Consider the following 24,709-nt stretch of genomic DNA (forward strand, 5'->3'; position numbering starts at 1 on the left):
GAGGCAGGGGCCGTCGCTATAGAGAAGCAATCCAATTGCGCAAACCGTCCATACTCCGAAATCCGTCCGCTGCGTAGCAACGGATCGAGGGAAGGAAGGACTGCATCATCTCGGCCAGCGCATGTCCTGGACCGAGGTCCAGCACGCGATCGACCCCGAGCTCCGCGACCGCCTCCAGCGTCGCCGCCCAGTCGATCGGGCGCGCGACCTGGCATGCGAGCTTCGCCGTCGCATCGGATACGGAAAAGATGCGCTCGCCGTCGCCTCCGGCGAGGAGAATCCGCTGGTCTGCGACGGGCGCTCGCGTGCTCGCCTCGATCGCCTGTTGCAGAGGCTCGCAGGCCTGTTCAAGTTGCGACGTGTGCGAAGCGATCTTGACGGCGAGAAGACCGGTGCGCGCGGCACCTTGTGTTGCCGCCTCATGGCAGAGAGCGATGACGTCCGGCTCGGCACCTCCGACGACGACGAGACGATCGGGGTTCCTGATCGCGATTTCGCAGCGATGGTTCGTGAGCAGGCGTTCGAGTACGGCCGGGTCGAGCCCGCGGACATAGCCAAGCCGGCCATCGGGCCCAGCCACGCTGTCCATCAGGCGCGCGCGAACAGCCGTCAGTCGCAGGGCTTCGTCGGCGGTCCATATTCCTGCGATGCTCCAGGCGGTCATCTCGCCGGCGCTGTAGCCCGTCACGGCTGTCGTCCCGGTGAGGAGATCGGCAATGCAGGCGTAGATCGTGAGGGCCGATGCGACGGTCAGGATCTGGCTGACATGGTTGACGGATAATTCATCGGCGTTCCGCATTCCGACGAGCTTCCGCGGGTCTTCGCCGAGACAAGCGCTCGCCGCGGCAAAAACGGGCTCCGCGGCAGGCTGGTCCGCGACAAGATCGAAGACCTTGTCCGAAAGCGTACCTTGTCCGCCGCAGAGCAGGGCCAGCATCAGACCTCCAGCCGATCGACGAACAGGGTCATCGCGAGCAGATCGGCGGAGCCGCCGGGGCTGAGATTGCGCGCGACGAAGGCCTGATGAATGTCGGCGGCGCGGCTGCGCCATCCCGGGGATCCGACGCCTCCGGCGCCGAGGAATGCGGAGGCGCTGGCTTGCGCGAAGCGCAATCCCTCGGACCCGCCCCGATGCAGGAGATTGGTGTCGTTGACATCGGCGATCAGCGTCATGCACGTCTGAATACGCACGGCCTCCTCATCATGTGGCGCAAGCTTGCGCGCTGCATGCAGTGCGGGCAGGGCGAGATCATAGACCGACGGAAAGCCATGGGCGGCTTCCCCTCTGGCGCCGCCGGCGCCGTAGCGCCGCGCCGCCACCGCGCCATGGCTGCGAAGCGATACGGGGCCTGACAGGATGTCTTCGCCCCAACGCTCGGAAACCAGCCTGCCGAGCGACTTGCGGATGCCGACGGCGTTGCGATATCCGGCCGCGGCGCAAAGCAGACCCAGTCCGAAGATCGCGCCCCGATGTGTGTTGATGCCAAAGGTCGCGGCCAGCATCGCGCGCTCCGCGGCAACGCCGATGGCGCGCAACCGGTTCATGCCGGCGCCTTCGGCACCCGCGGCCGCGAGATCGCAGAAGAACGGCGTCAAGGCGTCGGCGCTGCGGCACAAGAGGCCGGCGTCCATGTCGCGATGCGCGCCGTTGTCGATATGGCTGACAAGCCCCGGCTTCGGATAGCTCTCGACCTCGAGCTTCAGGCAAAGCGATGCGAGATGACCGAGCTGTTCCGCATGAAGCGCGCGTCCCGGCTGTGATTGCCATCGGAGTGCAACGTTCATGGCACGTAACCGGCGAGAAAGGCTGCGCGCGTCGCGCTGGTGACGCCGGCCGGGCCCTTCACAAGGACTTCGTCCTCGTCAGTGCCGGTCAGTTCTCGCCATTGAACGCCTCCTGCCGGACCGACGATCTCACCGTCCAGCCGCATCGGCGCCTGCCGCGCAATCGCTGCGATCCCGGACGGCAGGGTTCTCGCCTGCTCTGCCGACGACAGCGTCCAAAGCAGATCGAGATCCGAACCGCCCGAAAGATAGCGAAGCCCGGTGAGATGCTGCCAGGCCAGACTGCCGAACGTGCGCGTCTCCGGCAGAAGCTGAAGCAGCAGGTCGATCGTCGCACGCCAGTGCGCAGGCGCCACGGCAGCAGCATCGGCCAATAAGGGGGGCGGAGCGGATGCGACGATATCGGTCGCGGCGAGTGAGACCGCAATGCGTCGTTTGCCGTGGCTGGGCGGCAGTGGCAGGCCGAGCGGAATCATTCCGGCGACGTCGCTGCATGTTGGCCGGCGAACGATGAGGGGACGGCCGGCCTGCGCCCAGCCTGCGACGATCGACTCGCTGGCGAGCTCGGGATAGCGGCCCATCGCCGCGGACCAACCGGCGGTCGAGACCTTCACCATGCTGTGGCGGGCGAGGGCGTCAGCCATGTTGCGCATCCTGATGCGAGGCCGCCGCGAGCGCGACAACGCGATCGGCGATCTCGGCGGCCTTGCGCCGGCCGCCACGCTCGGCGCCGAGCTGGCCGCGATCGTCCTGTCCTTGCGGCCGTTGCAGCACGGCCGCAAGCTGCGGCGCCAAAGGCGCATTGTCATTCCAGACGACATCAATGCCGCCGGTCAGCACCATGTTGTCGAGCCCGGGCGCGAACACCGGCGTTGCTTCGGCCTTGGCTTTCAACACATCGATCGACAGCTTGGTGACCCGCGCCATCGACGGCAGATCCATCACCGCAGGATGGGCGCCGGGCAGCGCCACCAGCGTGCCGGTGGCCAGCGCCGTTGCGATGAACGCACCGGCCGCGCTGCCGCCGTAGAGGAGACCGACGGTGCGGTGCCCTTCGGCTTCGGCCAGCAGCAGCGCCTTGGCGAGATGCGACAGATATTCGCTGAGACCCAGCAGCTCGTCGCGCTTGCTCATGCGCTGGCTGGCGGAATCCACCAACATCAGGATCGGCGCGCGAACACCCGATTTGACGATCTCGATGACGCGTCCCGCGAGCACGAGCGCTTCGTCCACGCCGAGCGGCTGTCCCTGGGTGATGCCGAGCACGTGGATCGGTCCACCGTCAGGCAGGATCGCTTGGCCCGCGATCATCGCGCCGGTGGTTTCGATCCTGCTGCCGTTCGGGAACAGGCCGGCCAGGATGTCATCGAGCGTCATCGGCGTTCTCCCTGTTGTTGGCCGCGCGAAGAAATGCCTCCGTGGAAAGCGAAGGGATCTCCGTCGGCTGGTCGATGCCAAGCGTCTGCCAGATATCGACGGCGTCCTCGGCCTCGCCGAAACGCTGAAGCCGTCGCTCCAGGCGCGTCTGCTCGGCTTCGAGCACGGCCACGTCGCATCGTCTGCCGTCCCTGAGCGCGTCGATCGCGGCCCCACGAAAAGCCAGCGCCTCGTCGTCGACGAACGCATCGGCGCCGCCGATGAGGTAGCGGTGCTTGCCGCCCATGGTGCGCCAGACCAGCGCACGGTCGCGCGAGTCGAATTCCTCGATGCCCTTGTTGGTCTCGATCACTTCGGGGCCGCTGACGCTGAGCCGGCCCTGTTCGGAGATGATCAGGCGCGAGCAGGTGCCGGCGATCAGGCTGCCGCCGCCATAGCAGCCGGCGCGCCCGCCGATCAGGCCGACGACGTTGAGCCCGGCGCGCCGCGCCTCGATGATCGCGCGCATGATCTCGGCGATCGCGAGCTCGCCGGCATTGGCTTCCTGAAGCCGCACGCCGCCGGTGTCGAACAGGATCAGAATGTCTTGCTTGAGCGCGAGCGCTGCGCGCAGCAGCCCGGTGAGCTTGGCGCCGTGGACTTCGCCGAAGGCGCCGCCCATGAAGCGTCCCTCCTGTGCTGCAACGAGCACCGGCGAGCCATCGAGCCGGCCGTGGCCGACGACGATGCCGTCGTCGAACTGCTCCGGCAGGTCGAAGATCGCCAGATGCGGGCTCATCTCGCGCAACTCGGGGCCGATGAATTCGGCAAAACTGCCGGAATCGACCAGCGCGTCGATACGCTGCCGGGCGCTCGCCTCGTACCAGCTCAGCGAAATAGTGTTGGCTGCGACCTCTGTCATCTCTCCGGCTCCTCGATCTTGCGGACGCCTTGCGCGAGGCGCAGTGCGACCGTGTCGGGCCGGGCGCCGCCGTCATTGATGGAGATGCGCAGGCCCCCGGCCGGGCGGCGAGCGACGAAGTCGCGGACCACGGCGTCCCACACCATGCCGAAGCCATGGGCGGCCGTTGCGATGTCGATGGTGCAGACATCCGCCGGGAGATTGCGTTCCAGCAGCACTTCGAGATTGCCGGAGGCGACGACGCCGACGATCGCCTGCGCGCGGGTGCCGCCGGCAGACCTGGATGCAGTCAGTCTGAAGCTGAGCTTTTCCATGCAAAACACCTCACCAGTTGCGGAAGCGGCTGGGCGGGCGGTAGAGTCCGCCGGACGCCAGCATGAGATCCTTGATCGAGCGGGCTGCGAGCAGCCGCCGGTCGGCATCGAGCGGATCGATGCCGAGGTCCTCGGGGCGCCGGATCACGCCGCGCTGCCTGAGCTGCTCGACCAGTTTTGCGTCACGCGCGCGGCCGATGTCGGTGTATCCGGCAACACCGCGGATCGCCTGCTCGCGCTCGTCCTTGCTGCGGCACATCAGGAGGTTGGCGATGCCTTCCTCGGTGACGATGTGGGTGACGTCGTCCGAGTAGACCATCACCGGCGCGAGATCGAGTTTGAGCGCGCGCGCCAGCTCGAGCGCGTCCAGCCGCTCGACGAACAGCGGGGCGTTGCGATCGCCAAAAGTCTCGCCGATCTGGACCACCAGCTTGCGGCCGCGGCGCAGCGCCGCGGCCGCGTCGGGCGCGGCCTCGGCTCCGGCCTTGAGCCAGGGCTCGCTCGGATGACGACGGCCGCGCGGATCGGAGCCCATGTTGGGCGCGCCGCCGAAGCCGGCGATGCGGCTGGTCGTCACCGTCGAGCTGTGGCCTTCGAGATCGATCTGGAGCGTCGATCCGATGAACATGTCGCAGGCATAGAGGCCTGCTGTCTGGCAGAACGCGCGGTTCGATCGCAGCGAGCCGTCGGGCCCGGTGAAGAACACATCGGAACGCGCCGCGACGTAGTCCTCCATGCCGACTTCCGATCCAAAACAGTGGATCTGCTCGACCCAGCCGGCTTCGATCGCGGGAATCATCGTCGGATGTGGATTGAGCGCAAAGTGCGTGCAGACCTTGCCCTTGAGGCCGAGCTTCTCGCCATAGGTCGGCAGCAGCAGCTCGATCGCGGCCGTATTGAAACCGATGCCATGATTGAGCCGGCACACGCCATAGGGCGCGTAGATGCCCTTGATGGCGAGCATCGCCGTAAGGATCTGGGTCTCGGTGATGGCGGCGGGATCGCGCGTAAACAGCGGCTCGACATAGAAGGGGCGGCCGGCCTCGACCACGAAATGCACGAGGTCGCCGGGGATGTCGACGCGCGGCACCTTGTCGACGATCTCGGTGACCTGCGCCACGACGAGACCGTTCTTGTAGCTCGTCGCCTCGACCACGGTCGGCGTGTCCTCGGTGTTCGGCCCGGTATAGAGATTGCCGTCCTTGTCGGCGCTGACCGCCGCGATCAATGCGACGTTCGGCGTGAGGTCGACGAAATAGCGCGCGAACAGCTCGAGATAAGTGTGAACCGCCCCGAGCTCGATCTTGCGGCCGAACAGCATCTTCGCGATGCGCGCCGCTTGCGGGCCCGAATAGGAGAAGTCGAGCCGCCGCGCGATGCCCTTCTCGAAGATGTCGAGGTGGGCGGGCAGCACCACGCCCGATTGCACCATGTGCAGGTCGTGCACGTCCTGGGGGTCCAGGTTGGCAAGCGCCGAAGCAAGGATGTCGGCCTGCTTCTGATTGTCGCCCTCCAGGCAGACCCGGTCGCCTGACCGGATCACCGCCGTCAGAAACGCGCCCAGGCTCGGGATCGGGACGACCTTTCCCCTGGCGTGCTGTCGGCCGGCCGCCAGGCGCTCGCCGAGGGCGACCTTTTGCATACCCCAATCGCTCATTTCGGCTCCTTGGCATGCGGGGTGGGCTTCGATGGCGTTTAATGTATGCGTATTGCCTTCAAAAGTCAATTAGTGTATACGCAAACCCATAAGCGATGGATATTCGCATACACAGGAGGGAATTTACGATGCGAATGCATGCAGATAATCCAAGTCCTGGGGATCTTGCTCCGCTCGAAGAGGGGAGGCGCCCGTGACCATTTCCGGCGTAGCGCTCCTCGCGATCTGCACGCTGCTGGGGAGCCTGCTTGGCGACCTGCTCGGCGTCGCCCTCGGTGTGAAGGCCAATGTCGGCGGCGTCGGCATTGCGATGATGTTCCTGATCGCGGCCCGGCTCTGGCTGGTGCGGTGGGGCCTGCTCAGCCGCGGGCTCAATACCGGCGTCGAGTTCTGGGGCAGCTTCTACATCCCGATCGTGGTCGCCATGGCCGCGCAGCAGAACGTCGTCGCCGCGGCAAAAGGCGGTCCGATCGTCGTCATTGCTGGCGCCGGCGCGGTCGCGGTGTGTTTCGCGATGGTGGCCTTGATCGGCCGGTTCAGTGGCCCCGTCGAGACCATGGACGAGATCGAGGCCCGAGAGGCGTTCGAGGCGAGCGTGCCTCACTTCAAGTCCGGGAGGATCGCATGACCATGATATCTCACATTCTCGCTGCAAATTCGCTGATCACCGCCTTTGCCGCGGTCGGAATCCTGATGTGGATTTCCGGCGCGATCTCGAAATACCTTACCTTCGGACGCATCCACGGCTCGGCGATCGCGATCATGCTGGGTCTCGTGCTGGCCTTTTTCGGCGGCATCGCCACCGGCGGTGAAAAGGGCGTCGCCGATCTGCCGGCGCTGACCGGGATCGGCCTGATGGGAGGCGCGATGCTGCGGGACTTTGCCATCGTGGCCACGGCTTTCGAGGTCGATGTCGTCCATGCGCGCAAGGCCGGACTGATCGGTGCGGTCGCGCTTGGATTGGGAACGGTGGTGCCGTTCGTCCTCGGCGTGTTCGTTGCCGCGGCGTTTGGCTACACTGATGCCGAATCATTGACGACGATCGGTGCCGGCGCGGTCACCTACATTGTGGGGCCGGTCACGGGCGCGGCAATCGGTGCATCCTCACCGGTCATTGCGCTCTCGATCGCGACCGGTGTGTTCAAGGCGGTGATCGTGATGATCGGCACGCCCTTCGTGGCGAAAATGATCGGCCTCGACAATCCGCGCAGCGCAATGGTGTTCGGGGGATTGATGGGGACTGTCAGCGGTGTTTCCGGAGGCCTTGCCGCGACCGACCGGCGACTGGTGCCTTACGGGGCGTTGACTGCGACATTCCATACGGGATTAGGATGCCTGGTCGCACCATCCATCCTTTACTTCGCAGTGCGTGCGATCACAGGAGGCTGAATGGCGGGTTTGCTCAAGGTCGCAACTGATCCGGAAGAGGATGCGGGACTGCTGTCCGATCGCATCCGGAACGCGCTGACCGACGAGATCGCCTCAGGCGCGCGCGTCGCCGGCTCTGCCCTGGAAGAGCAGCAGCTGGCCGATCTTTTCGGCGCTTCCCGCACACCGGTGCGGGAGGCGCTTCGCCAGCTCGTGGTCAGCGGCCTCGTCGAGGTGCGCGGCCGCCGCGGCCTCGTCGTTGCGCGGATGACGCCGGAGCGGATCATGGACATGTTCGAGACCAGCGCCGAGGTCGAGGCGATGTGCGTCCGGCTTGCGACCTATCGGATGACCCCGCTCGAGCGCAGCCATCTCATCGAGCTGCATGATGCCTCGCTGAAGATGGTCGAGGCCAATGATGTCGATGCCTATGATGCCTTCAACCGCCAGTTCCACGAAGGCATCTACAGCGCGACGCACAACTCGTTCATGGCCGAACAGGCGCAGGATGTCCGCTCGCGGCTGAGCGCCTTCCGCCGCACCCAGTTGCGGCAGGGCGATCGCATTCGCAAATCCCGCGACGAGCATGACGCCATCATGCAGGCAATTGCCGAAGGGGATGGCGATACGGCCGCGCGCAGAATGCGCGCGCACATGTTGAATGCCGCTGCGGCGCTCAGGCGCTACATCGATGATCGCGTCGGGGGATCGACCGACGAACCTGCGTCTGACAACGCGCGATAGCTCGAATCGGGTGGATCAAACGACGTGCCCTGCTGAATGCTGTAGTTCGAGAGCAATTCGGAAGTAGCGGGCGCATTGTCGGCGTCACGCATCTTGCGGCGCGGCTGCGACGGCGGTCCGTCGGCGTGCCGGCAGGAAAAGCCCCGCAATCGCGCCGGCCAGCGACAGCGTTGCGGCAAGGCTCATCGCCGCGGCAAATCCGCTGTCGAAATGCGTGGCCGAGTAGGCCCCGCCATGGGCTGAGAAGGTCGCCACCAGCGCGGCGATGCCGAACATGCCGCCGAGGAAGCGGCCCATGTTGAAGATGCCGGACGCCTTGCCCATTTCGGCCACCGCGACCGAGCTCAGGATGGCGTTCTGCGCAGCCGGCATCGCCATCGAGACGCCGACGCCGGCCAGCACCAGCGGCGCGACCAGTGCGGAGTAGGGCACGGCCGGGCTGACGATCTCGGCGATCCAGCCAAGGCCGATCGCCTGCATCAGCAATCCCGTCACCACCAGCGGCCGCTCGCCGAACCTGTTGACGACTGAGCCCGCGATCGGGGCGGTGACGAACAGCGTCGCCGTCCAGGGGAGCAGGCGAAGTCCGGCGCCGAAGGCGTCGAAGCCCAGCGTGGTCTGCAGGAACTGCGGCAGCAGGAACAACACCCCATACATCGCGGCGTAGAACAGCACGCTTGCGGACATGCCGGAGGCAAGCGCGCGCGATGCAAACAGCCGCATCGGCACCATTGGTGCTGCCGCGCGCAACTCCCACAGCATGAAGCCGGCGGTGAACACCAGGCCTGACATCAGCGTGGCCATGACCTCGGCGCTTGCCCACCCCACGGCGTTGCCGCGCAACAGGCTCCAGACCAGCGCCAGCGCCGCGAGCGCCACGAGCGCAAGGCCGGGGATGTCCAATGCGGCAGCAGGTCCAAAGCTTTCGCGCAACCGCGCCAGCACCAGGGCGATCGCGATCAGGCCGATCGGCAGGTTGATCCAGAACACAAAGCGCCAGCCGAAATGTTCGGTGATGAAGCCGCCGATGGCGGGGCCGATGATCAGCGCGCAGCCGGTGATGCTGCTGAAAATGCCGAGCGCGCGGGCGCGTTCCTCGCGGCCGAACGTGCCGCTCAGGATCGCCATCGCCAGCGGCATCACCAGCGCGGCGCCGGCGCCCTGGAGCGCGCGGGCGGCGATCAGCGCGGTCGCGTTGCCTGCGAGCGCGCAGGCCGCCGATGCAACGACGAACAGGGCGATACCGGCGGCGAACATGCGGCGGCGACCGAAGCGGTCGCCGAGCGCGGCGCCGGTCAGGAGCAGCACGGCGAAGGTCAGGTTGAAGGCGTTGACGGTCCATTGCAGCGTCTCGACCGGGCTGCCGAATTCGGCGCGGATGGCCGCGAATGCCGTCGTGATGATCATGGCGTCCAGCGCCATCATGAAGGATGCCAGCGCGGTGACGCCGAGCACCCAGTTCTGCGCGGCGCGGTTGGTCGGGGTCTGCATCGCCCTGTCTCCGTGTGTCGCGGCCGCCCTGTCGCGGCGCGTTCTGCGGGTGAGACGAGGCCGGAGCGGTAAAGGATGCGCCCAAAAATAATTTGTTCCGGGCCGCATCCTTCGCCGGCCGGCAAACGTCCTGGGGGTGATGCGGCCGTTTGCGCGACCTTGATCCGGACAAGCGGGGCACCGGTTTTCCGGCCAAGGTCGTGCTAGAATGGAAATGGCGCGCGATGTGCGAGCCAGGTCGCGACATGAGCTGAGGAGCGCGCGATGAGAAGGACGTTGATCAGGTACAAGACCAGGCCGGAGCTGGCCGATCGGAATGCCGAGCTGGTCTCGGCCGTATTTGCCGAATTAAAGGCGGCCGGGCCCGACGGCGTGCGCTATCTGACGCTGCGGCTGGAGGACGACACCTTCATCCATTTTGTCGAGGCCGCGGCCGAGGACGGCTCGAGCCCGATCCCGAAGCTCAAGGCGTTTCAGGCATTCCAGGACGGCATCCGCGACCGCTGCGCGGAGCCGCCGCTGGTTCGTGACGTGAGGATCGTCGGCAACTATCGTATGCTGGACGAGACCTGAACAGGCGAGGCGGAGAAGCAATGGCGCCAGACCCGCTGGCCACCGTCGATATCGAGGCCCTGCTGGCGCGGCTGCGACCGAAACTGCATCGCTACTGCGCCCGCATGGTCGGCTCGGTCATCGACGGTGAGGATGTGCTGCAGGACGCGCTGATCAAGGCGATGGAAGCGCTGCAATCGGCCGCGCCCATCGTCAATCCCGAGGGCTGGCTGTTCCGCATCGCGCACAACACCGCGCTGGATTTCCTGCGCCGCCGCAACCGGCAGGAGGCGCTGCATTCGGCTGAGGAGGTGGAGATGATTGCCGACCAGCTCGATGAAGTGGAAAGCCGCCAGATCGCTGCGACCAGCCTGCGCACCTTCATGCGGCTGCCGGTGACGCAGCGGTCCAGCGTGATCCTGATGGACGTGCTCGGCTGCTCGCTGGCCGAGGTCTGCGACATCATGGATTTCAGCCTGCCGGCGGTGAAGGCCGCGCTGCATCGCGGGCGCACGCAGCTGCGTGAGTTCGCCGGAGAGCCCGACGATGTGCCGCAGCCGGGCTTGTCGGACGCCGATCGCACGCGGCTCAACGCCTATGTCGGCCATTTCAATGCCCGCGACTTCGACGCGATCCGCGCCATGATCGCCGACGACGTCAGGCTCGAGCTCGTCAACCGCACCAGGCTGAAAGGCAGGGCCGAGGTGTCGAATTACTTCGGCAATTATTCGAAGATCAGCGACTGGCACCTGGTGACGGGGCAGGTCGAGGGACGGCCCGCGATCCTGGTGTTCGATCCGAACGAGCCGAACGGGCGGGCGAAATATTTCATGCTGCTGAACTGGTCCGCCGACAAGCTCGCCACCATCAGGGATTTTCGTCACGCCGCCTACGTCATCGATGGTGCCGAGTGCGTGGTGGATGGAGGGTGAGTGGGCCTTCCACTAAAGCGGAGTGTGTTTTGGTTGAATCGATGCGGACCGAGAGCTCAGGTCACCTCTCCCGTAGGGAGAGGTCGGATCGCATCGAAGATGCGGTCCGGGTGAGGGGTTCTGCTCTCACTGGTTGCCGCAGCCCCTCACCCGGATTGCTACGCAATCCGACCTCTCCCCGTCGGGGAGAGGTGATCCCGGACGCCGATCGAACCTGACTCCATCGTGCTCTAGAGTTCATCAGCTCAACCTCACCGCACCCCCGTGCCCTTGCAGCGCTGGCACTTCACCACCTTGTCGCCCTTCTTGAGCAGACCTTTGCCCTCGCAATTCTTGCATTTCTGCTTCTTCTTGATGTTCGGGCCTTTTTCACTGACCATGAAAGTCTCCTGCCGCGAGAGCGGTCAACTGGGGCTCTGTATGGATTGGGTTCGCTCAGCGGAACAATCGAGCGGCGTGGGGTAAGCCCTACACCTAAGCCGGCTTCGGCACCACCAACACCGGAATGCTCCCGTCGACCAGCACCTCGGATGTCTGGCTGCCCAAAAACAGCTTCCTGAGGCCGCGGCGCCCATGAGAGGCCATGACGATCAGGTCGCATCCCCTCGACTTTGCCGTTTCGATGATCGCAGTGGCCGGGTGCGCATTCGGAACATGCAGGAATTCTGCAGACGTGCCGATCTTCTCCGACATGGCGCGCGCTTCATCGAGCACCTTGCCTGCACGGGCCTTGCAGGCTGCGTCAAAGCTATCGATCTCCTCCTGCGTCGGAATCCATCCCGAGGTGTGTCCGCCCCCATAGTCGACCGGCAGCGCTTCCGTCACGGTGATGATGGTCAGCCTGGCGTTCAGGGCCTTCGCCAAGGCAATGCCATGCTCAACGCCTTTTCTCGCGACGTCAGATCCATCCGTGCTCAAGAGAATGTTGGTGTACATGCGGTGGCTCCTTTGCTCGTCGAACAAAGTGATGCCTGGGGAGTATGGGCTGATACGCGCGGTGGGTCCATGCGCATGTGCTGGCCTCGATCGCACTGTCGCAGCCTCGAAAGACTGGCCTCGTGCGAATTGGACATGTCTGGTTCTCGGCCAACTAAACTTTTCTTCATGTGGTAACAGGCCGCGTGGCAGGCGCGTCTAGGATAGTGGATCGGATCTCTCGCTTCGCGAGGGATCGTCCCAATCGATAAGGAGCCGCCACGATGACGACATTCGGAAAATTGATCGGGCCAGTCCTATCCAAAGTCTTGTTGGCCGGACTGGTCGTCACCGCAATCTTTACGACGCCGCTGCAGGCGCGCGAGAGCCGCGCCGGCGATGGGCAAACCGAACAGAGCATGGGGTCGACCATCCCTCGCATCGCGCACGATCGGTCGTTCGCGGTGCCGGCCCACCACGCGTTCGCGCCAGTGCCCTCGGATCAACCGGATGGCGTTTGCGACCACGGGGATGACCCGATGATATGCTGACGCGGAGCTCGCGGGTGTTGCGGTGACCAGACACTTGAGTTCATGAGCCTTCGAACCCGCGAACGCGGGCGGAGCTATTGAGTGCACTGGCACCGGAATCTCCACCGTAATCCGACGCCAGAGCACCCTTAGATTTTTTTTATCAAGGGGACCTTTCCAAGGTTGTAAAGAGCTGCAACAATGGTTTGCATTTTTTATTCACTCACCGAGCTACCCTCGGGCTTGTTCAAACCAGGCTTCATTCAAACCAGGCTTCATTCAAACGGGTGCTGGGATGGGATCCGAGCCGGAAACGATTGCGAAGCGCGATACGAGCAGAGATGGTCTGCGCAACAAGATTGAGAGTTTTGTCCTCACGCACGGCCGGCCTTTTTGGGGATTCGTCAACCGACTCCCCTGGCTCAGCAGGATCGTCAATCGCGTGGTCGTGAACCAGGCCGTCGGCAAGGCGCCGTTTCGGCCGCTGCTTTTGAGCACGATGTATGACTATGCCTCGTGGTCGTCGCTGACTGATCGGGGCTGGTTCTCCCGCTACCTGCCGCCCAAAGACATTCCGAACCTGCCACCGGTCGAGGCTTTCGATCATCTCTATGTGACCAGGGCATCGGGTCCGCGCCTGTCTGATCGGTCGACGTTGCTGTTCCCGACCTTTGCACAGTGGTTCACCGACGGCTTCTTGATGACGTCCGCCACGAACACCCGCCGGACCACCACCAGCCATCAGATCGATTTGGGTCAGCTCTACGGACTTACCGATACGGTGCAGCAAGCTCTGCGCCTCCTCGACCAGGAACCCGGCAAGCGCGGTAAGTTGCTCTCCGAGATTCGTAATGGCGAGGAGTGGGCGCCTCGCCTGTTTGACGAACAGGGCGTTCGCAACCCGAGGTTCGAGGCTCTGCCTGTGCCCATGAAGATGCCGAACGAACTTCCGGCCGACCGGAAGGCGACGCTGTTTGCATTTGGCGGTGAACGGGCAAACTCGACCCTGTTCACGGCATCGATCAACACCCTCTTTCTGCGCGAGCACAATCGCCTGTGTGGCCTGATCGAGGCCGCGAACCCCGGGTGGGACGATGAGCGCGTCTTTCAGACGGCCAGAAACGTCAACGTGGTTCAGTTGATCAAGATTGTCGTCGAAGAATACATCAATCACATCTCGCCCTACTGGTTCAAGCTGCTGAGCGATCCCACGCCGTGCTACACGGCTCGCTGGAATCGCGAGAACAGGATTCCTGTCGAGTTCAACCTGCTCTATCGCTGGCACAGCCTGGTGCCGGAGACCGCGACCTGGAAAGGCGCTCTCATGCCAATTGGCGAAGCTCGCTTCGGCAATGAGCCCTTGTTGCGAGACGGGCTAGGAATTGCGCTCGACAGCGCCAGCAAGTCGCAGGTCTGGCGCCTCGGATTGTTCAATACGGCGGAGTTTCTTCGGCCGGTCGAGCGCGCCAGCCTGACGCAGGGGCGCGACAACCGCCTGGCGACCTACAACGACTACCGCCAAAGAATGCAGTACCCGCGCGTGACCCGTTTCGAACAGATCAGTGGGGATCCCCAGGTCGTCGCCGCCCTGAAGCGCCTCTACGCGGATGATGTCGAGCGGATCGAGTTCTTTGTCGGTCTCTTCGCTGAAGATCCGCCGGAGCGTTCGGCGGTCCCGCCGCTAATCGGACGCATGGTCGCGCTGGATGCCTTTTCGCATGCTCTCACCAATCCTTTGCTCTCTCCGCACGTTTTCAAGGAAGAGACATTCACGCCCGAAGGTTGGGCTTCGATTGCCGCGACATCGTCCTTACGCGACCTCGCGAGCCGCAACCTGCCGAACGGCACGGCAGGCCTGCGCATCTCGATGGACCACCCGTCACATCAGTCGATCGCCTGATCGAAAACAGGAGCAGCGGTGACAGTGCACTTAATTGATGGGCTTTCGAACCCTCGCAATGAGTGCACGGTCAGCGCAGTCCGCGTGATCCGCCATCCCCGCAAGAAGGCTGGTCGACGATGACCTTAGGGGCGCGATAGTGATCCCTCGGCGTGTGCGAGCAGCGCCGCATCGCACCTTCGCAAGGACGCTACAGGTCGACCAGGCCGCCATCGACGAACAGCTCGGCACCGGTGGTGTAGGTGGCGTCGGCAGCAAGATAGAGGGCGGCTGCGGCCACTTCGGCGACCGTACCGGTGCGGCCAAGCGGGATGCGCGTCTTGGCGCCTTCGATGAAGTTGTCCTTCTGGGCGGGGTCGAGGCCACCTTTGTCCAGGATCGGGGTGATGATCGGGCCCGGGCTGATGGTGTTGACCCGAATGCCGCGCGGCGTCAGCTCCTTGGCGATGGTGCGACCGAACGAACGCAGCGCCGCCTTGGTCGAGCCGTAAATGGTGCTGCCTCCCAGGCCGCCGTTCGCGCCCGCCACCGATGCGGTCAGAATGATCGCGCCGCCGTTCGGAATGATCGGAATGGCATGCTTGATCAGGAAGAACGCGCCCTTCACATTGATGTTGAACTGGCTGTCGTAAAGCGCCTCATCGACGTCCGCGATCGGCGCGAACTTGGCGATGCCGGCGTTGACGAACAGCACGTCGATACGGCCGTGCCTGGCCTTGACCTGGTCGACCAGAGCCTTCGTGGCCGCCACGTTGCCGGCGTCCGAGAGCAGCACCTCGATCTCGGGCAGCGCCGCCTTGGCAGCGTCCACCGAGCGCTCGCTGGAGCCGGTGACGACGACCGTCGCGCCCTGCGATTGAAAGAGTTTTGCGGTCTCAGCGCCGATGCCGGTAGTGCCTCCGCTGATGAGAGCGATCTTGCCGTCGAGCTTGGCCATGATGGGGGTCCTGGGTTGAGGGGGTGGTCTGGCCTGAGAGATGGGGCGCCCATGACACGCGCAAGTGTCGGTACTCGTCTGTGCATCTTCAGCCGCGATCGGGAGCTTCGCCATCGGATAGGAAGCGGAAGTTATCTGCTCAGGTTGAGCCTTTCCGCTTTTATCCCTGAGGCTTAGCCATTAAGATCGAGGGAAGTGCACCATCTCCGCGGCGGTCCGGGCCAAGACCTAGCCTTCCACTCGATCGTTGCTTCATCTTGAAGAAGAATTTGGCTTGCAGACGGCTATTCCAACGAGCAGCCCACGTACCCAGGAGGTCGTCTCCTTCGGTCCGTTTCAGTTGTTTCCCTCCGAGCGCGTTCTCAAGAAAGTCGATGAGGCGGTCAAGCTTGGCAGCCGTGCGTTCGATATCCTGCTTGTTCTGGTCGAGCATGCAGGGGAAGTGGTTGGCCAAAGGGAGCTGATCGCCAAGGTTTGGCCCGGGGTTTTCGTCGAAGAGGTCACTCTTCGGGTCCATATCACGGCCTTGCGCAAAGCCCTCGAAACTGGCGAAGGCGGCGAGCGATACCTCACCAATGTGCCGGGCCGCGGTTATTGCTTCGTTGCGCCGACGTCGCGGGACACGGCAGGTTTGCCGACTGCCGATGATTTTCCTGAAGCTCACTACCCTCTGCCACCGCTGCTCGTACAAATGGTTGGGCGCGACAAGATCGTTAGCGGAATCTGTCACAAGCTGACAACCGAGCGGTTCGTGACCATCGTCGGACCAGGCGGATTGGGCAAGACGACGGTCGTGCTTTCCGTCGCGCATACATTGCTGCCGGAATTTTTTGGTGCCGTCTGCTTTGTGGAACTGAGCCCAGTCTCCGATCCGCGCCTGCTGGCACCAGCCGTCGTCTCCGCGTTCGGCCTGCCGGTTCAGTCCGGCGACCCGATTCCGGGATTGGTCGGTCATTTGCGTGGCAGGCCGGTCCTGCTGATTCTCGACGGCTCCGAACATCTTATTTCGGAGGCGGCGGTGCTGGCGGAGAGGCTTTTTGCCGAGCTGCCGCAGCTTCATTTGCTCGTGACCAGCCGAGAAGTCCTGCGCGTCGGCGGCGAAAATGTCTACCGGCTGTCTCCCCTCGAGACTCCGCCTGATGGCCCCAGTTTGACGGCCGCCGAGTTGCTCGACTTCCCGGCCGTGAAACTCTTCTTGCAGCGCGCGACGACGAGCGGCGGACAGATCAATCTGACGGATCAGGACGTCAAGATCGCCGGCAACATCTGCCGCAAGCTTGGCGGCAACGCACTCGCCATCGAGTTGGCGGCGGGGCGCGTCGAAGCCTATGGTCTGCAAGAGATTGCAAGGCTGCTCGACACCGAATTTGCCTTGCGTTGGCCCGGACGGCGGACTGCTCCGCCGCGTCATCAAACACTGGGCGCGACGCTTGACTGGAGTTACAACCTGTTGTCGGAGGTCGAGCGCACGATTCTACGGCGCCTGTCCGTATTCGTCACAGGCTTCACGCTCGAAGCCGCGCACCAGGTCGCCGGAGGTCCGGGGGTCGGGGCGGAAGAGGTGTTCGACGCGGTCGGCGGGCTGCTGATGAAATCGCTTGCCTCTGCCGACACCACGGGATCGATAGCGCGCTATCGGCTCCTTGACACGACCCGCACTTATGCCGCGCTGAAATTGGCCGATGCCGGAGAGTTCGGCCAATTCCGGCGCGCGCACGCCGAATACTATTGCGCATTGTTGAAGATGGCGAATGAGGCGGATTTGCCGACAGATGAGCGGCGCGCCTTGGTCTCGCATCTCGACGACATCCGCGCCGCGCTGCATTGGGCGTTTGGACGCGACGGCGATCCAGGCATCGGTGTCAACCTGACGAGCTATGCGAGCTCGATCTGGCTGAGCAAGGCGTTGTTTGCCGAATGCCGTGAATGGACGACCCTGGCCGGCGCGGTTGCGCCAGGCCGCGAGGATGGCAAGGCGACAGATCAGCAGATCGTGATCCATCTGGCGCTCGCGAGTTCCCAGTTGTTCACGACGAGCTTCTCGGTGGAGGCAATGGTCGCCTGGACCAAGACGCTGGAAAAAACCGTTCGCGAAACGCAAGGGCAGTTGATACTGCGCTACCTGGCGTCCTGGGGGAGCAGCATCCGTACCCGCTATGATGAGGCGCTCGAGCTTGCTCAACGTTGTGCTGAGGATGCGAAGAAGCTGTCTGATCCAGGTCCGACAGCTCTGGCGGAATGGATGCTGGGCCATTCGCTGCATCATCTCGGCAAGCTTGCGGAGGCGCGAACGCATCTCCTGCGCTCGCTCGACATCGATACGGAAAAGGCGCGGCTCGCGCAGGTCAACGCGATCGGCTATGACCGTCGCGTGGATGCGCTCGGCAATCTCGCGAGCACGGTGTGGATGCAGGGGTTTCCCGAGCAGGCCCAGTTGTTGGGGGCGCGCGTGCTGGCGGCGGCAAGGCCGCTTCAATTCGCAATGCCGCTCAGCGTGGCGATGACATGGGCCAGCTTCCATCGGTACTTGTCCGATACCGACATCGATTCCGTCGAGCACGACATTGTCGAACTGATCGAGCACGCCAGAACCCATTCGATCAAGCCCCAGGTGGGGATTGGGAATTGCCTTTTGGCGCTGTGCCAGACGAGGCGGAATCAGTTCGATGCGGCGATGCCGCTGGCGGCCGAAGGGCTACGGCTATTGGCCGAAATGCAATACGAAGTGTTCGTTCCTCTGATCCTGGCTCACCTCAGTGAATCCGCAATTGCGGCGGACCGATACGTTGATGCTGTGTCCCTGATGGCGCAGCTGGCAAGCAGGGATCGTAACGGAGAACATTGGTGCACGGCCGAGGTCCTGCGGGTGAAAGGACTGTTGGCGCAATCGGATGGTGACGCCGACGCGGCAGCCACTCTCTTTCTGCAATCGGCGGTGATGGCACGCAAGCAGGGTGCGCTGGCCTGGGAGCTGCGGGCGGCGATGAATCTCGCCAGATTGAAGGCCGATCACGGCCGCCAAAGGGAGGCGATAGAGTTGCTGGAAACGGTTTACAACAGGTTCACCGAAGGCTTCGAAACGGTTGATCTGCTTGCTGCGCGTAACTTGCTTGGCCAGCTCGCCCAATGAAAATCCGTAAGCTCGGTTGCGCCTGCCGAAGGTCGATTTGATACCACCTGACAATCGCGATTGCGCGTCTTGATTGATTCGCTGGTGGGCCCGTTAGGACTCGGATGCAGTTATTGAATTCACTCTCACCGTACTCCCGGGCCGTAATCCCTCGCCAGACTTCAGAACCTCGGCTAGGTCGTCCGGATCACTCCCGGGGGACTCATGTCGGAGTGCTGTTGCCGAGGTGGTGCGCTTGCGGCCGAGGGCGGAACCTGCAACTCATGGCCGCGCAGGCCCAGGAACGCGATCAACACGACAGCCGTCAGAGCGACACCGCCGACCGCGACTTCGGGCGCAGCGTCCGAGGACGCCGCCAGGATGCTTGCGCGGAGCGAGACCTGACGCGGGATTTGGCGCGGGATCTGGCGCGGGACTTGACGCGGGATTTGGCGCACGAGGTCCTGCCCGCTCTCGTGGCGAATGTTGCCCGGACCTTCCGCGAACCGGCGCAGGCAAAGGAAGACGAGGAGCAGCAATGCCATGCCGCCCGCGAGCGGCTCGATCGGGGTGGTCAAGGATGTGTAGGAGAGCGTGTGAGCGCCGGTATAGAGAAGGAGTGTGGCCGGCAAAGCCATGCTGCCGACAAGCGGTGCGAGCGCGGGACGATACCGGGCAGGCTTGTCGTCCCGATCGGCGAACACCGCGATAAGTATGGCGATCATCATCAAATGACCTATGCCGTCCACCTTGCCAAAATCGAGAGTTGCCGCGGTCAGCACCAGCACCAGGGCGAGGGCGGCGAGACGCCGGACCAGCGGTGTCCAGAACAGCGCGAAGGCCAGGCCGAATTCCACGACCCCTGCGGCGGTCACGACGGTCGGGACATCGAAGCCCAGGGTCAGCTCCGGATGAGCGACCGCGATCGGCGCGACCCAGGCCGGGTACACGAATTTTTCCATCGCCGGCCATAACAGGGACAGGGCGACAGTCCAGCGCAGGAAATCGGATCGAAAAGCAAGCAGCTTGGCATTGCGCGACAAGGATAGCGCGAACCAGACCCCGAGCCCTGGAAAGACCGGGTAGTCCAGCATGTGGAACAGGCCATAGCTGGCGGCACCATAGACATAGAGCAGCACGATGCCGGCCCCTGCTGCGGGGAGCGTGGCCCGCGCGCCCAGGAAAAGCGGGATCAGCAACTGAATGGCCGAGAGCCAGACACTGTTTGCTTCGAGTTCCGGGGTGAGAATGAGCCCTCCATGAGCCCACAGCAAGGCAAAGAACACCGCAGCCGCCGCACGCAAAAGGTCGTCGACGCGATGGCGCAGAGGCTCGGTCAATTGATCCAGAAATTTCGAGACCATGGCGCCGAACCTGGTCTGCTCGGCCGCGCAAGCGAGATAGAACAGCGCAAGGAACAGCGCCACGAACAGAAAGAACGTCGTCGTCAATACCGCCTGAACGGGCAGCGGATCGTCGGAGACGACGCATGGCACGAACCACTTCACATGAGCCGATGCGGCGCCGGTCATGGAGATGAAGTTGACCACCAGACACAAGGAGAAAATCAGCCCTTTCGTGACTCTTGATCCAGCGCGTCCAGCATTGGAGATGGTCGAAAAGTCATTGCGGTTGGCTGCACGATCGATGCTCATGGGCTCACCAAAATAATTTGGTCCAAACATTCTTCACCGCCGACGAGAGTGGTTCATAGACGGAAGAATACGTTCGCCGATTTAGGCGACGCTCGGGCTTTCTGTATGTGAGATGGCTTACTGGCGCCGGGTCACACGTTCGTTAGGGGATCGTGACGCCCAGTGAGACAGCGCTGCTTCCGCTTCACATTCAGGAACTGAGTCAGATTTGCCTCGCCGCGGCAAACCGCTCCGACGCGGCGCTTGACTGCTTCGTGCAGTCGCACTGTCACTGCAATTACCGTGTCTCACTTCAGGGGTGCAGTCCAATTGAGTCACTGTAATTCGAAACACGCCGGCTGCTGGTGGGCCGTTCGATCGTAGTGGGGCGTTTCTGGTGCGGTGGCCTGCCGAGCCGTAGCTCGCGGCAGCAGTCCGTCTTCGCTTCCGCTGCACTCCAGCTCCGCCGGACACGCTTCGCCCTTCGGTCTTGGCGTGGCCCGCTCTCAGTCCGCCTTCGCCCTGCGGGCTTCGGCGTGACAGCCTTCGCTCACTTCGCTTGGAGTTCGTGGCGCCGGCTTGCCAAGCCGAAGCTCGCGAAGCGAGCGAAGGCTGGTGGGCCCGGCAGGACTCGAACCTGCAACCAGACCGTTATGAGCGACGGGATAACGGTCGGTTTCGTTGATTTTACCGGCGTTCCGTCACCGTTCGATCGCGCTCGTTACGCTTCGACGAGATCGTTCCTGGTGCGAAGCTGGTGCGGTGCCGAGTGTCAGCCGTAATGATCGAATTCACTCAGCGCAATTCGAACCTCGCGTGCAAAATCAACCAGCGATACTGTGAAGGCTGCAACGGAGACAATAAAGAGGATCGCAACGCCGCGCTCATGCGGAATCTGAAGGAACGCGCTCACGAACGCCACGACTATCAGAATGCTGATCGAGATGCTGCCCAGCACCGACCAGAAGATCGCGCGGTTGAGCATGGCTGCGCGTCGCATCAGGCGGGGCAGATCGGCCTTGAGCCTGGACCTCGCTGCATCGTCGTCGGCGATTCCGTTCAGGTAGATTGTTCTGTCAACGATTCTGTTTTGGCGAGATATCAGCAAGGCGATGAAGGCGGCCAATGCACCCAGAAGAAACGCAGGTGCAGCGGCCTGAGAGATGACATGCGCGAGCTGGCTGACCGTTGGAGTGTCTGGCAACATCGGTTCTTAATCTGGGTTTAGCGGCCTACGTCGGAATAGCTTGTTCGTATCATCAGGTGACGGCCCGGGCATCGGAGTAGTCCCACGCAGTTTACGCTCGCCTTGCGCGATCTCCTATGTAAAATCGCGACGGCGCGAGCACGCCCGGCTCGCTTCAGGCCAGGGAGAACGTGATGCCGAGCCCTGCAGTCAATCAGTGGCCCCGATGGCTGCGCATAACGGTGGTCGGGATCGCAACTGCCGCCGTCATATCCGGCGGATGGCTTGCCTATCGCTATTTTGCCAAGCCCGTTTACCTCACCGTGGCCGCCGGCTCGCTCGACGGCGAGGCGTTGTCGCTGATCTCGGCGATCTCGGCGCGCCTGGCGGCATCGAACGCGCATACACGGTTGAAGGTCGTCGATAGCCGTACGTCGGCCAAGGCATCGGAATTGTTGGCATCGGGTAACGCGGATCTTGCCGTCGTTCGCGGCGATACCGGCGGCCTCGCGGATGCAAGAAGTGTACTTCTCCTGACGCATGGCGTGGTCCTGATCATGTCGCCCTCGACCACGAGAGCCGACAGTCTTGGCGACCTTCGCGACGCGACAATCGGGGTCGTCGGGGGACCCGTCAACCGGCCAACCGTAGATGCCCTGAAGCAGGTCTATCAATTCGACCGCGCCAAGGTTCGATTCCAGGACGTTGCGATCACTGAAGGCGCGGCGGCGCTGTCGTCCGGACAGGTACAGGCGCTTCTTGCCGTCGTGCCTCTTACCGAGAAGTATCTGGCAAAGGTCAGGCAATTCTTTCAGCCGGCCGGCGCAAAAGGAGAGGCTCCAAAGCTGATTGAAATCGAATCGGCCGGCGCCGTCGCCAATGTCGCGCAGTATTATGAAAGCTATGATATTCCAAAAGGCACTTTGCGGGGATCGCCGCCCATTCCTTCGGACGACCTGACGTCGCTGCGGGTATCATTCTTTCTGGTCGCCAACAAGTCGGTGGACGCCGACACCATCACGGACCTGACGCAATCCCTCGTCGACGTCCGCAGGGATCTGTTGTCGCAATACCCGATACTGGCGCAAGCCGCAGCTCCGAGCACGGATGCCAACGCATTGATTCCAATTCATCCGGGAGCCGCCACCTATTACAATGGAAACCAGCAGAGCTTCCTCGATAAATACGACGACAAGCTCTATTACGGCTCGTTGCTGCTGGGGTCGCTGATATCAGTCATTCTGGCAGCATGGCGCTTCGCGAACTCCGGGGGCGGGTCGAAAAGCAAGCTCGAGCCGCTCTACGAGCTTGGCAGCGAGATCAGGAATGCGCGGAGCGAGGCCGAGCTGGAGCAAACGGAAAGGCGGATCGACGACATTCTAAGGGAGGAGCTTGCCAGGAGCGCGGGCGGGGAGGGCGCAGATGGCGAGATGGCCGCACTGGGTCTCGCAGCTCAAAGGCTTCACTATTTGATGCAGCAGCGTCGAACGGTGCTCCGCAGCTCGCAGCGCACCGGTGATTGAGGTTCTCGAATTTCGCCGCCCTTAAGGCCAGATGAGATTGGGATGAATCGTCATCGCGCTTTAGGTTGTTGTTTGAGCATGATCTTTTTGGAAAAACCGCTGCACACTTTTCCGGATCATGCCCTTGCGGGGGCCATGGCCTGCTATTTCGTCACGATCCGTCGTGTTGGCGTCACCGTGCTGGTAGGCGCCATCGGCGAGATCGAGAACGTCAGCCAGGTATTCCAGCCTGCTGGCCGATTTTCCGCAGCGAATTCGCCGTATCCTTTCAGATTCAGATAGCCCTGCATGTCGCCAACCGGAAACAGAAATCCGATCTGCGGACCGACGCCAACGACACGTGAGCGGAAACCGCCGAGGATGGGGTGCTGCCCGGAATCGTCGGTGATCTGCTGATACGCATATCCGACGAGGCCGACAAAGAGCTGCTTCGAGAGAAACTGGGAAGCACCCCAATCGACATGGAAGTCGACGCCGCTCTGGTACTGCGTGTCCGGATTCTTGAAATTGTAGGTAAATCCAGCGACCGCCGAAAATTCGTGTCCCGCCTGCGGGTTGAAATAGGTATAGCCGCCGCCGCCATCGATGGCGCCGTGACCGATGCCGAGATTGGCCAGGCGGTTTGGATCGTAGGCCCCGACGGGAATATCTCCCGTCGCATAGGTCATGAAGTTGTGGACGCCTTGGTTCCATTTCAACGTCACCTGCGGGTAGAGGTCGCCCACGGAAGTGACGGAGTCGCCGATGCTTCCGATGCGCGTTGTTGCTAACGGTCCGAACCCCGTTGTGAGCGTCCCGTTCAGGTCGGCGGCCGACCGCCCGAACAGGCCAGTGACGCCAACAGCCAATTGTCCGCCCAGCACCGGCGTCGCGAAGGTGTAGGTGGGGTTGAGCAGCACCAGATCGGCCTGCGCGTTCAGATGCAGATCCAGGCTGACGTTGACGGCCGCCGGAAATCTGCCGATCTGAATTTCTCTTGACGCGGCCGCGGCGCCGAACGCCGATACGGAGGTGTGATAGTAAACCTCGGCCATCGACCATCCCGGCACCTCGGGTGTTGCCGCAAGGCTGCTGAAACGTCCGGGGAGCCAATACGAAACGCCGCTTTCGTCGGCGTATGCGGTGTCGGACAAGGCCGCGGACATCGCCATGGCCATGCCGATGGCTGGGTAGATCAACCGACGACCAGACGTCCGTTCGGATTTGCAGCGCATCATCAGCTCCGCTCCTTTATCCGTCCGCAATAAATATACCAGCGGGCTTCTGGATGTCTCGCCCTAAAGTAGTGAGCTGCGGAAATCGCGTCGCCGTGTTGCCGTGCGGTCACGCCGCCGCGGCGTCCCATACGGACTTGCTCATCTCGCGCGTTGCTCGATCGATGGTGTCCGGTCCAGGACGTCGCTCATATCGGCTATTCCAACCGTTGCACTTTTGCTGCCATATCTGGAGCGCGGCTGACCCTGTAGGTCGCGTTCCCGCATTTCAGAACCCAGACGGCATGATCGGGCCTGGAGCGCTTCGCATCTCTTGTCGCGCGTAGCGCTTGATCACAGGCAAAACCCTGTATGCGGATCTGTGCAGCGAGCTCATCCTTGGGCGTTTCTTCCGCGGCTTGCGCGGCGGATATCATCAGGTCGGTATGAGACCCGCCTCCGGCCAGGAGCGATGCTGCCGGGCAGCTCAGTCCGAGGAGAAGAACGGCAACCAGCAGATGAATAGGAGTAACGAGGTTACGATGCTCCATAGGACCTCCAGCTCCGTGGACGGCAGAAGACTCCGAGAACACTCGGAAAAATATGTACACTCCAGCATTTATAAACGCTGTCGCAAATTTGCGCCACAGTCTCTTCGCGC

Annotated in this window: 24 protein-coding genes; 9 read left to right on the forward strand and 15 right to left on the reverse strand. The window is 63.1% G+C overall.

Going from position 1 to position 24,709, the window contains the following annotated elements; all coding sequences use genetic code 11:
- Positions 1 to 16 precede the first annotated feature (16 nt).
- Genes V1280_RS37690 through mdcA form a run of 7 tightly spaced genes read right to left on the reverse strand, consistent with a single transcriptional unit; the run spans position 17 to position 6,034 of the window.
- Positions 17 to 937, reverse strand: coding sequence for an acyltransferase domain-containing protein (locus tag V1280_RS37690; RefSeq protein WP_334535674.1), 921 nt, complete (start codon positions 935 to 937; stop codon positions 17 to 19).
- Positions 937 to 1,785 (reverse strand): triphosphoribosyl-dephospho-CoA synthase MdcB, encoded by an 849-nt coding sequence (mdcB, locus tag V1280_RS37695; RefSeq protein WP_334535675.1) that lies wholly within the window; start codon positions 1,783 to 1,785, stop codon positions 937 to 939. The genes V1280_RS37690 and mdcB overlap by 1 nt, the downstream gene beginning before the upstream one ends.
- A complete protein-coding gene (gene mdcG, locus V1280_RS37700) occupies positions 1,782 to 2,429 on the reverse strand; it encodes a malonate decarboxylase holo-[acyl-carrier-protein] synthase (RefSeq protein WP_334535676.1) in 648 nt (215 codons plus the stop codon). The genes mdcB and mdcG overlap by 4 nt, the downstream gene beginning before the upstream one ends.
- The gene (gene mdcE, locus V1280_RS37705) at positions 2,422 to 3,162 is read right to left on the reverse strand and encodes a biotin-independent malonate decarboxylase subunit gamma (RefSeq protein ID WP_334535677.1); all 741 of its coding nucleotides are present in this window, start codon (positions 3,160 to 3,162) and stop codon (positions 2,422 to 2,424) included. The genes mdcG and mdcE overlap by 8 nt, the downstream gene beginning before the upstream one ends.
- Positions 3,149 to 4,063 (reverse strand): biotin-independent malonate decarboxylase subunit beta, encoded by a 915-nt coding sequence (locus V1280_RS37710; RefSeq protein ID WP_334535678.1) that lies wholly within the window; start codon positions 4,061 to 4,063, stop codon positions 3,149 to 3,151. The genes mdcE and V1280_RS37710 overlap by 14 nt, the downstream gene beginning before the upstream one ends.
- Positions 4,060 to 4,377, reverse strand: coding sequence for a malonate decarboxylase acyl carrier protein (gene mdcC / locus V1280_RS37715; protein ID WP_334535679.1), 318 nt, complete (start codon positions 4,375 to 4,377; stop codon positions 4,060 to 4,062). Before mdcC ends, V1280_RS37710 begins: the two co-directional genes overlap by 4 nt.
- Before the next feature lie 10 nt (positions 4,378 to 4,387).
- Entirely contained in the window at positions 4,388 to 6,034 is a 1,647-nt protein-coding gene (mdcA, locus tag V1280_RS37720; protein WP_334535680.1) for a malonate decarboxylase subunit alpha, read from the reverse strand.
- A gap of 193 nt (positions 6,035 to 6,227) precedes the next feature.
- Between mdcA and madL the strand changes: the two genes are divergently transcribed.
- Genes madL through V1280_RS37735 form a run of 3 tightly spaced genes read left to right on the forward strand, consistent with a single transcriptional unit; the run spans position 6,228 to position 8,146 of the window.
- The gene (madL, locus tag V1280_RS37725; protein ID WP_334535681.1) at positions 6,228 to 6,662 is read left to right on the forward strand and encodes a malonate transporter subunit MadL; all 435 of its coding nucleotides are present in this window, start codon (positions 6,228 to 6,230) and stop codon (positions 6,660 to 6,662) included.
- Entirely contained in the window at positions 6,659 to 7,423 is a 765-nt protein-coding gene (gene madM / locus V1280_RS37730; protein ID WP_334535682.1) for a malonate transporter subunit MadM, read from the forward strand. The genes madL and madM overlap by 4 nt, the downstream gene beginning before the upstream one ends.
- Positions 7,424 to 8,146, forward strand: coding sequence for a GntR family transcriptional regulator (locus tag V1280_RS37735; RefSeq protein WP_334535683.1), 723 nt, complete (start codon positions 7,424 to 7,426; stop codon positions 8,144 to 8,146).
- An 84-nt stretch (positions 8,147 to 8,230) separates the two neighbouring features.
- On the opposite strand, the gene V1280_RS37740 is transcribed toward V1280_RS37735, so the two are convergent.
- Positions 8,231 to 9,637 carry a DHA2 family efflux MFS transporter permease subunit gene (locus V1280_RS37740; RefSeq protein ID WP_334535684.1) on the reverse strand — a complete coding sequence of 469 codons (1,407 nt, stop codon included), beginning with the start codon at positions 9,635 to 9,637 and terminating at the stop codon, positions 8,231 to 8,233.
- Between the two features lie 264 nt (positions 9,638 to 9,901).
- On the opposite strand from V1280_RS37740, the gene V1280_RS37745 reads away from it, so the two are divergent.
- Positions 9,902 to 10,210, forward strand: coding sequence for a hypothetical protein (locus tag V1280_RS37745; RefSeq protein WP_334535685.1), 309 nt, complete (start codon positions 9,902 to 9,904; stop codon positions 10,208 to 10,210).
- Positions 10,211 to 10,230: 20 nt separating this feature from the next.
- Positions 10,231 to 11,121 (forward strand): sigma-70 family RNA polymerase sigma factor, encoded by an 891-nt coding sequence (locus tag V1280_RS37750; RefSeq protein WP_334535686.1) that lies wholly within the window; start codon positions 10,231 to 10,233, stop codon positions 11,119 to 11,121.
- Positions 11,122 to 11,372: 251 nt separating this feature from the next.
- On the opposite strand, the gene V1280_RS37755 is transcribed toward V1280_RS37750, so the two are convergent.
- Positions 11,373 to 11,501, reverse strand: a complete 129-nt coding sequence (locus tag V1280_RS37755; protein ID WP_256374932.1) for a hypothetical protein — start codon at positions 11,499 to 11,501, stop codon at positions 11,373 to 11,375.
- A gap of 94 nt (positions 11,502 to 11,595) precedes the next feature.
- Positions 11,596 to 12,057 (reverse strand): universal stress protein, encoded by a 462-nt coding sequence (locus V1280_RS37760; protein WP_334535687.1) that lies wholly within the window; start codon positions 12,055 to 12,057, stop codon positions 11,596 to 11,598.
- A gap of 263 nt (positions 12,058 to 12,320) precedes the next feature.
- On the opposite strand from V1280_RS37760, the gene V1280_RS37765 reads away from it, so the two are divergent.
- Together V1280_RS37765 and V1280_RS37770 are read left to right on the forward strand one after the other, a co-directional pair.
- On the forward strand, positions 12,321 to 12,587 hold the full coding sequence (locus tag V1280_RS37765) for a hypothetical protein (RefSeq protein ID WP_334535688.1): 267 nt from the start codon (positions 12,321 to 12,323) through the stop codon (positions 12,585 to 12,587).
- Between the two features lie 274 nt (positions 12,588 to 12,861).
- Complete coding sequence (locus tag V1280_RS37770) at positions 12,862 to 14,466, forward strand: peroxidase family protein (protein WP_334535689.1); 1,605 nt, start codon at positions 12,862 to 12,864, stop codon at positions 14,464 to 14,466.
- Positions 14,467 to 14,656: 190 nt separating this feature from the next.
- Here the strand turns inward: V1280_RS37770 and V1280_RS37775 are convergent, their stop codons facing one another.
- Positions 14,657 to 15,403, reverse strand: a complete 747-nt coding sequence (locus V1280_RS37775) for an SDR family oxidoreductase (RefSeq protein WP_334535690.1) — start codon at positions 15,401 to 15,403, stop codon at positions 14,657 to 14,659.
- Positions 15,404 to 15,677: 274 nt separating this feature from the next.
- Between V1280_RS37775 and V1280_RS37780 the strand changes: the two genes are divergently transcribed.
- A complete protein-coding gene (locus tag V1280_RS37780) occupies positions 15,678 to 18,533 on the forward strand; it encodes an ATP-binding protein (protein ID WP_334535691.1) in 2,856 nt (951 codons plus the stop codon).
- 173 nt (positions 18,534 to 18,706) lie between these two features.
- Here the strand turns inward: V1280_RS37780 and V1280_RS37785 are convergent, their stop codons facing one another.
- Together V1280_RS37785 and V1280_RS37790 are read right to left on the reverse strand one after the other, a co-directional pair.
- Positions 18,707 to 20,167: a hypothetical protein gene (locus V1280_RS37785; protein WP_334535692.1), complete on the reverse strand. Its 1,461-nt coding sequence runs from the start codon at positions 20,165 to 20,167 to the stop codon at positions 18,707 to 18,709.
- Between the two features lie 751 nt (positions 20,168 to 20,918).
- Positions 20,919 to 21,353 carry a DUF2721 domain-containing protein gene (locus tag V1280_RS37790; RefSeq protein ID WP_334535693.1) on the reverse strand — a complete coding sequence of 145 codons (435 nt, stop codon included), beginning with the start codon at positions 21,351 to 21,353 and terminating at the stop codon, positions 20,919 to 20,921.
- A gap of 173 nt (positions 21,354 to 21,526) precedes the next feature.
- On the opposite strand from V1280_RS37790, the gene V1280_RS37795 reads away from it, so the two are divergent.
- Positions 21,527 to 22,855: a TAXI family TRAP transporter solute-binding subunit gene (locus V1280_RS37795; protein WP_334535694.1), complete on the forward strand. Its 1,329-nt coding sequence runs from the start codon at positions 21,527 to 21,529 to the stop codon at positions 22,853 to 22,855.
- 143 nt (positions 22,856 to 22,998) lie between these two features.
- Here the strand turns inward: V1280_RS37795 and V1280_RS37800 are convergent, their stop codons facing one another.
- The gene (locus V1280_RS37800; RefSeq protein WP_334535695.1) at positions 22,999 to 24,072 is read right to left on the reverse strand and encodes a SphA family protein; all 1,074 of its coding nucleotides are present in this window, start codon (positions 24,070 to 24,072) and stop codon (positions 22,999 to 23,001) included.
- A 194-nt stretch (positions 24,073 to 24,266) separates the two neighbouring features.
- Positions 24,267 to 24,599 (reverse strand): hypothetical protein, encoded by a 333-nt coding sequence (locus V1280_RS37805; protein ID WP_334535696.1) that lies wholly within the window; start codon positions 24,597 to 24,599, stop codon positions 24,267 to 24,269.
- Positions 24,600 to 24,709 lie beyond the last annotated feature (110 nt).

This window comes from Bradyrhizobium sp. AZCC 2230, assembly GCF_036924495.1.
Lineage (GTDB): Bacteria > Pseudomonadota > Alphaproteobacteria > Rhizobiales > Xanthobacteraceae > Bradyrhizobium > Bradyrhizobium rifense.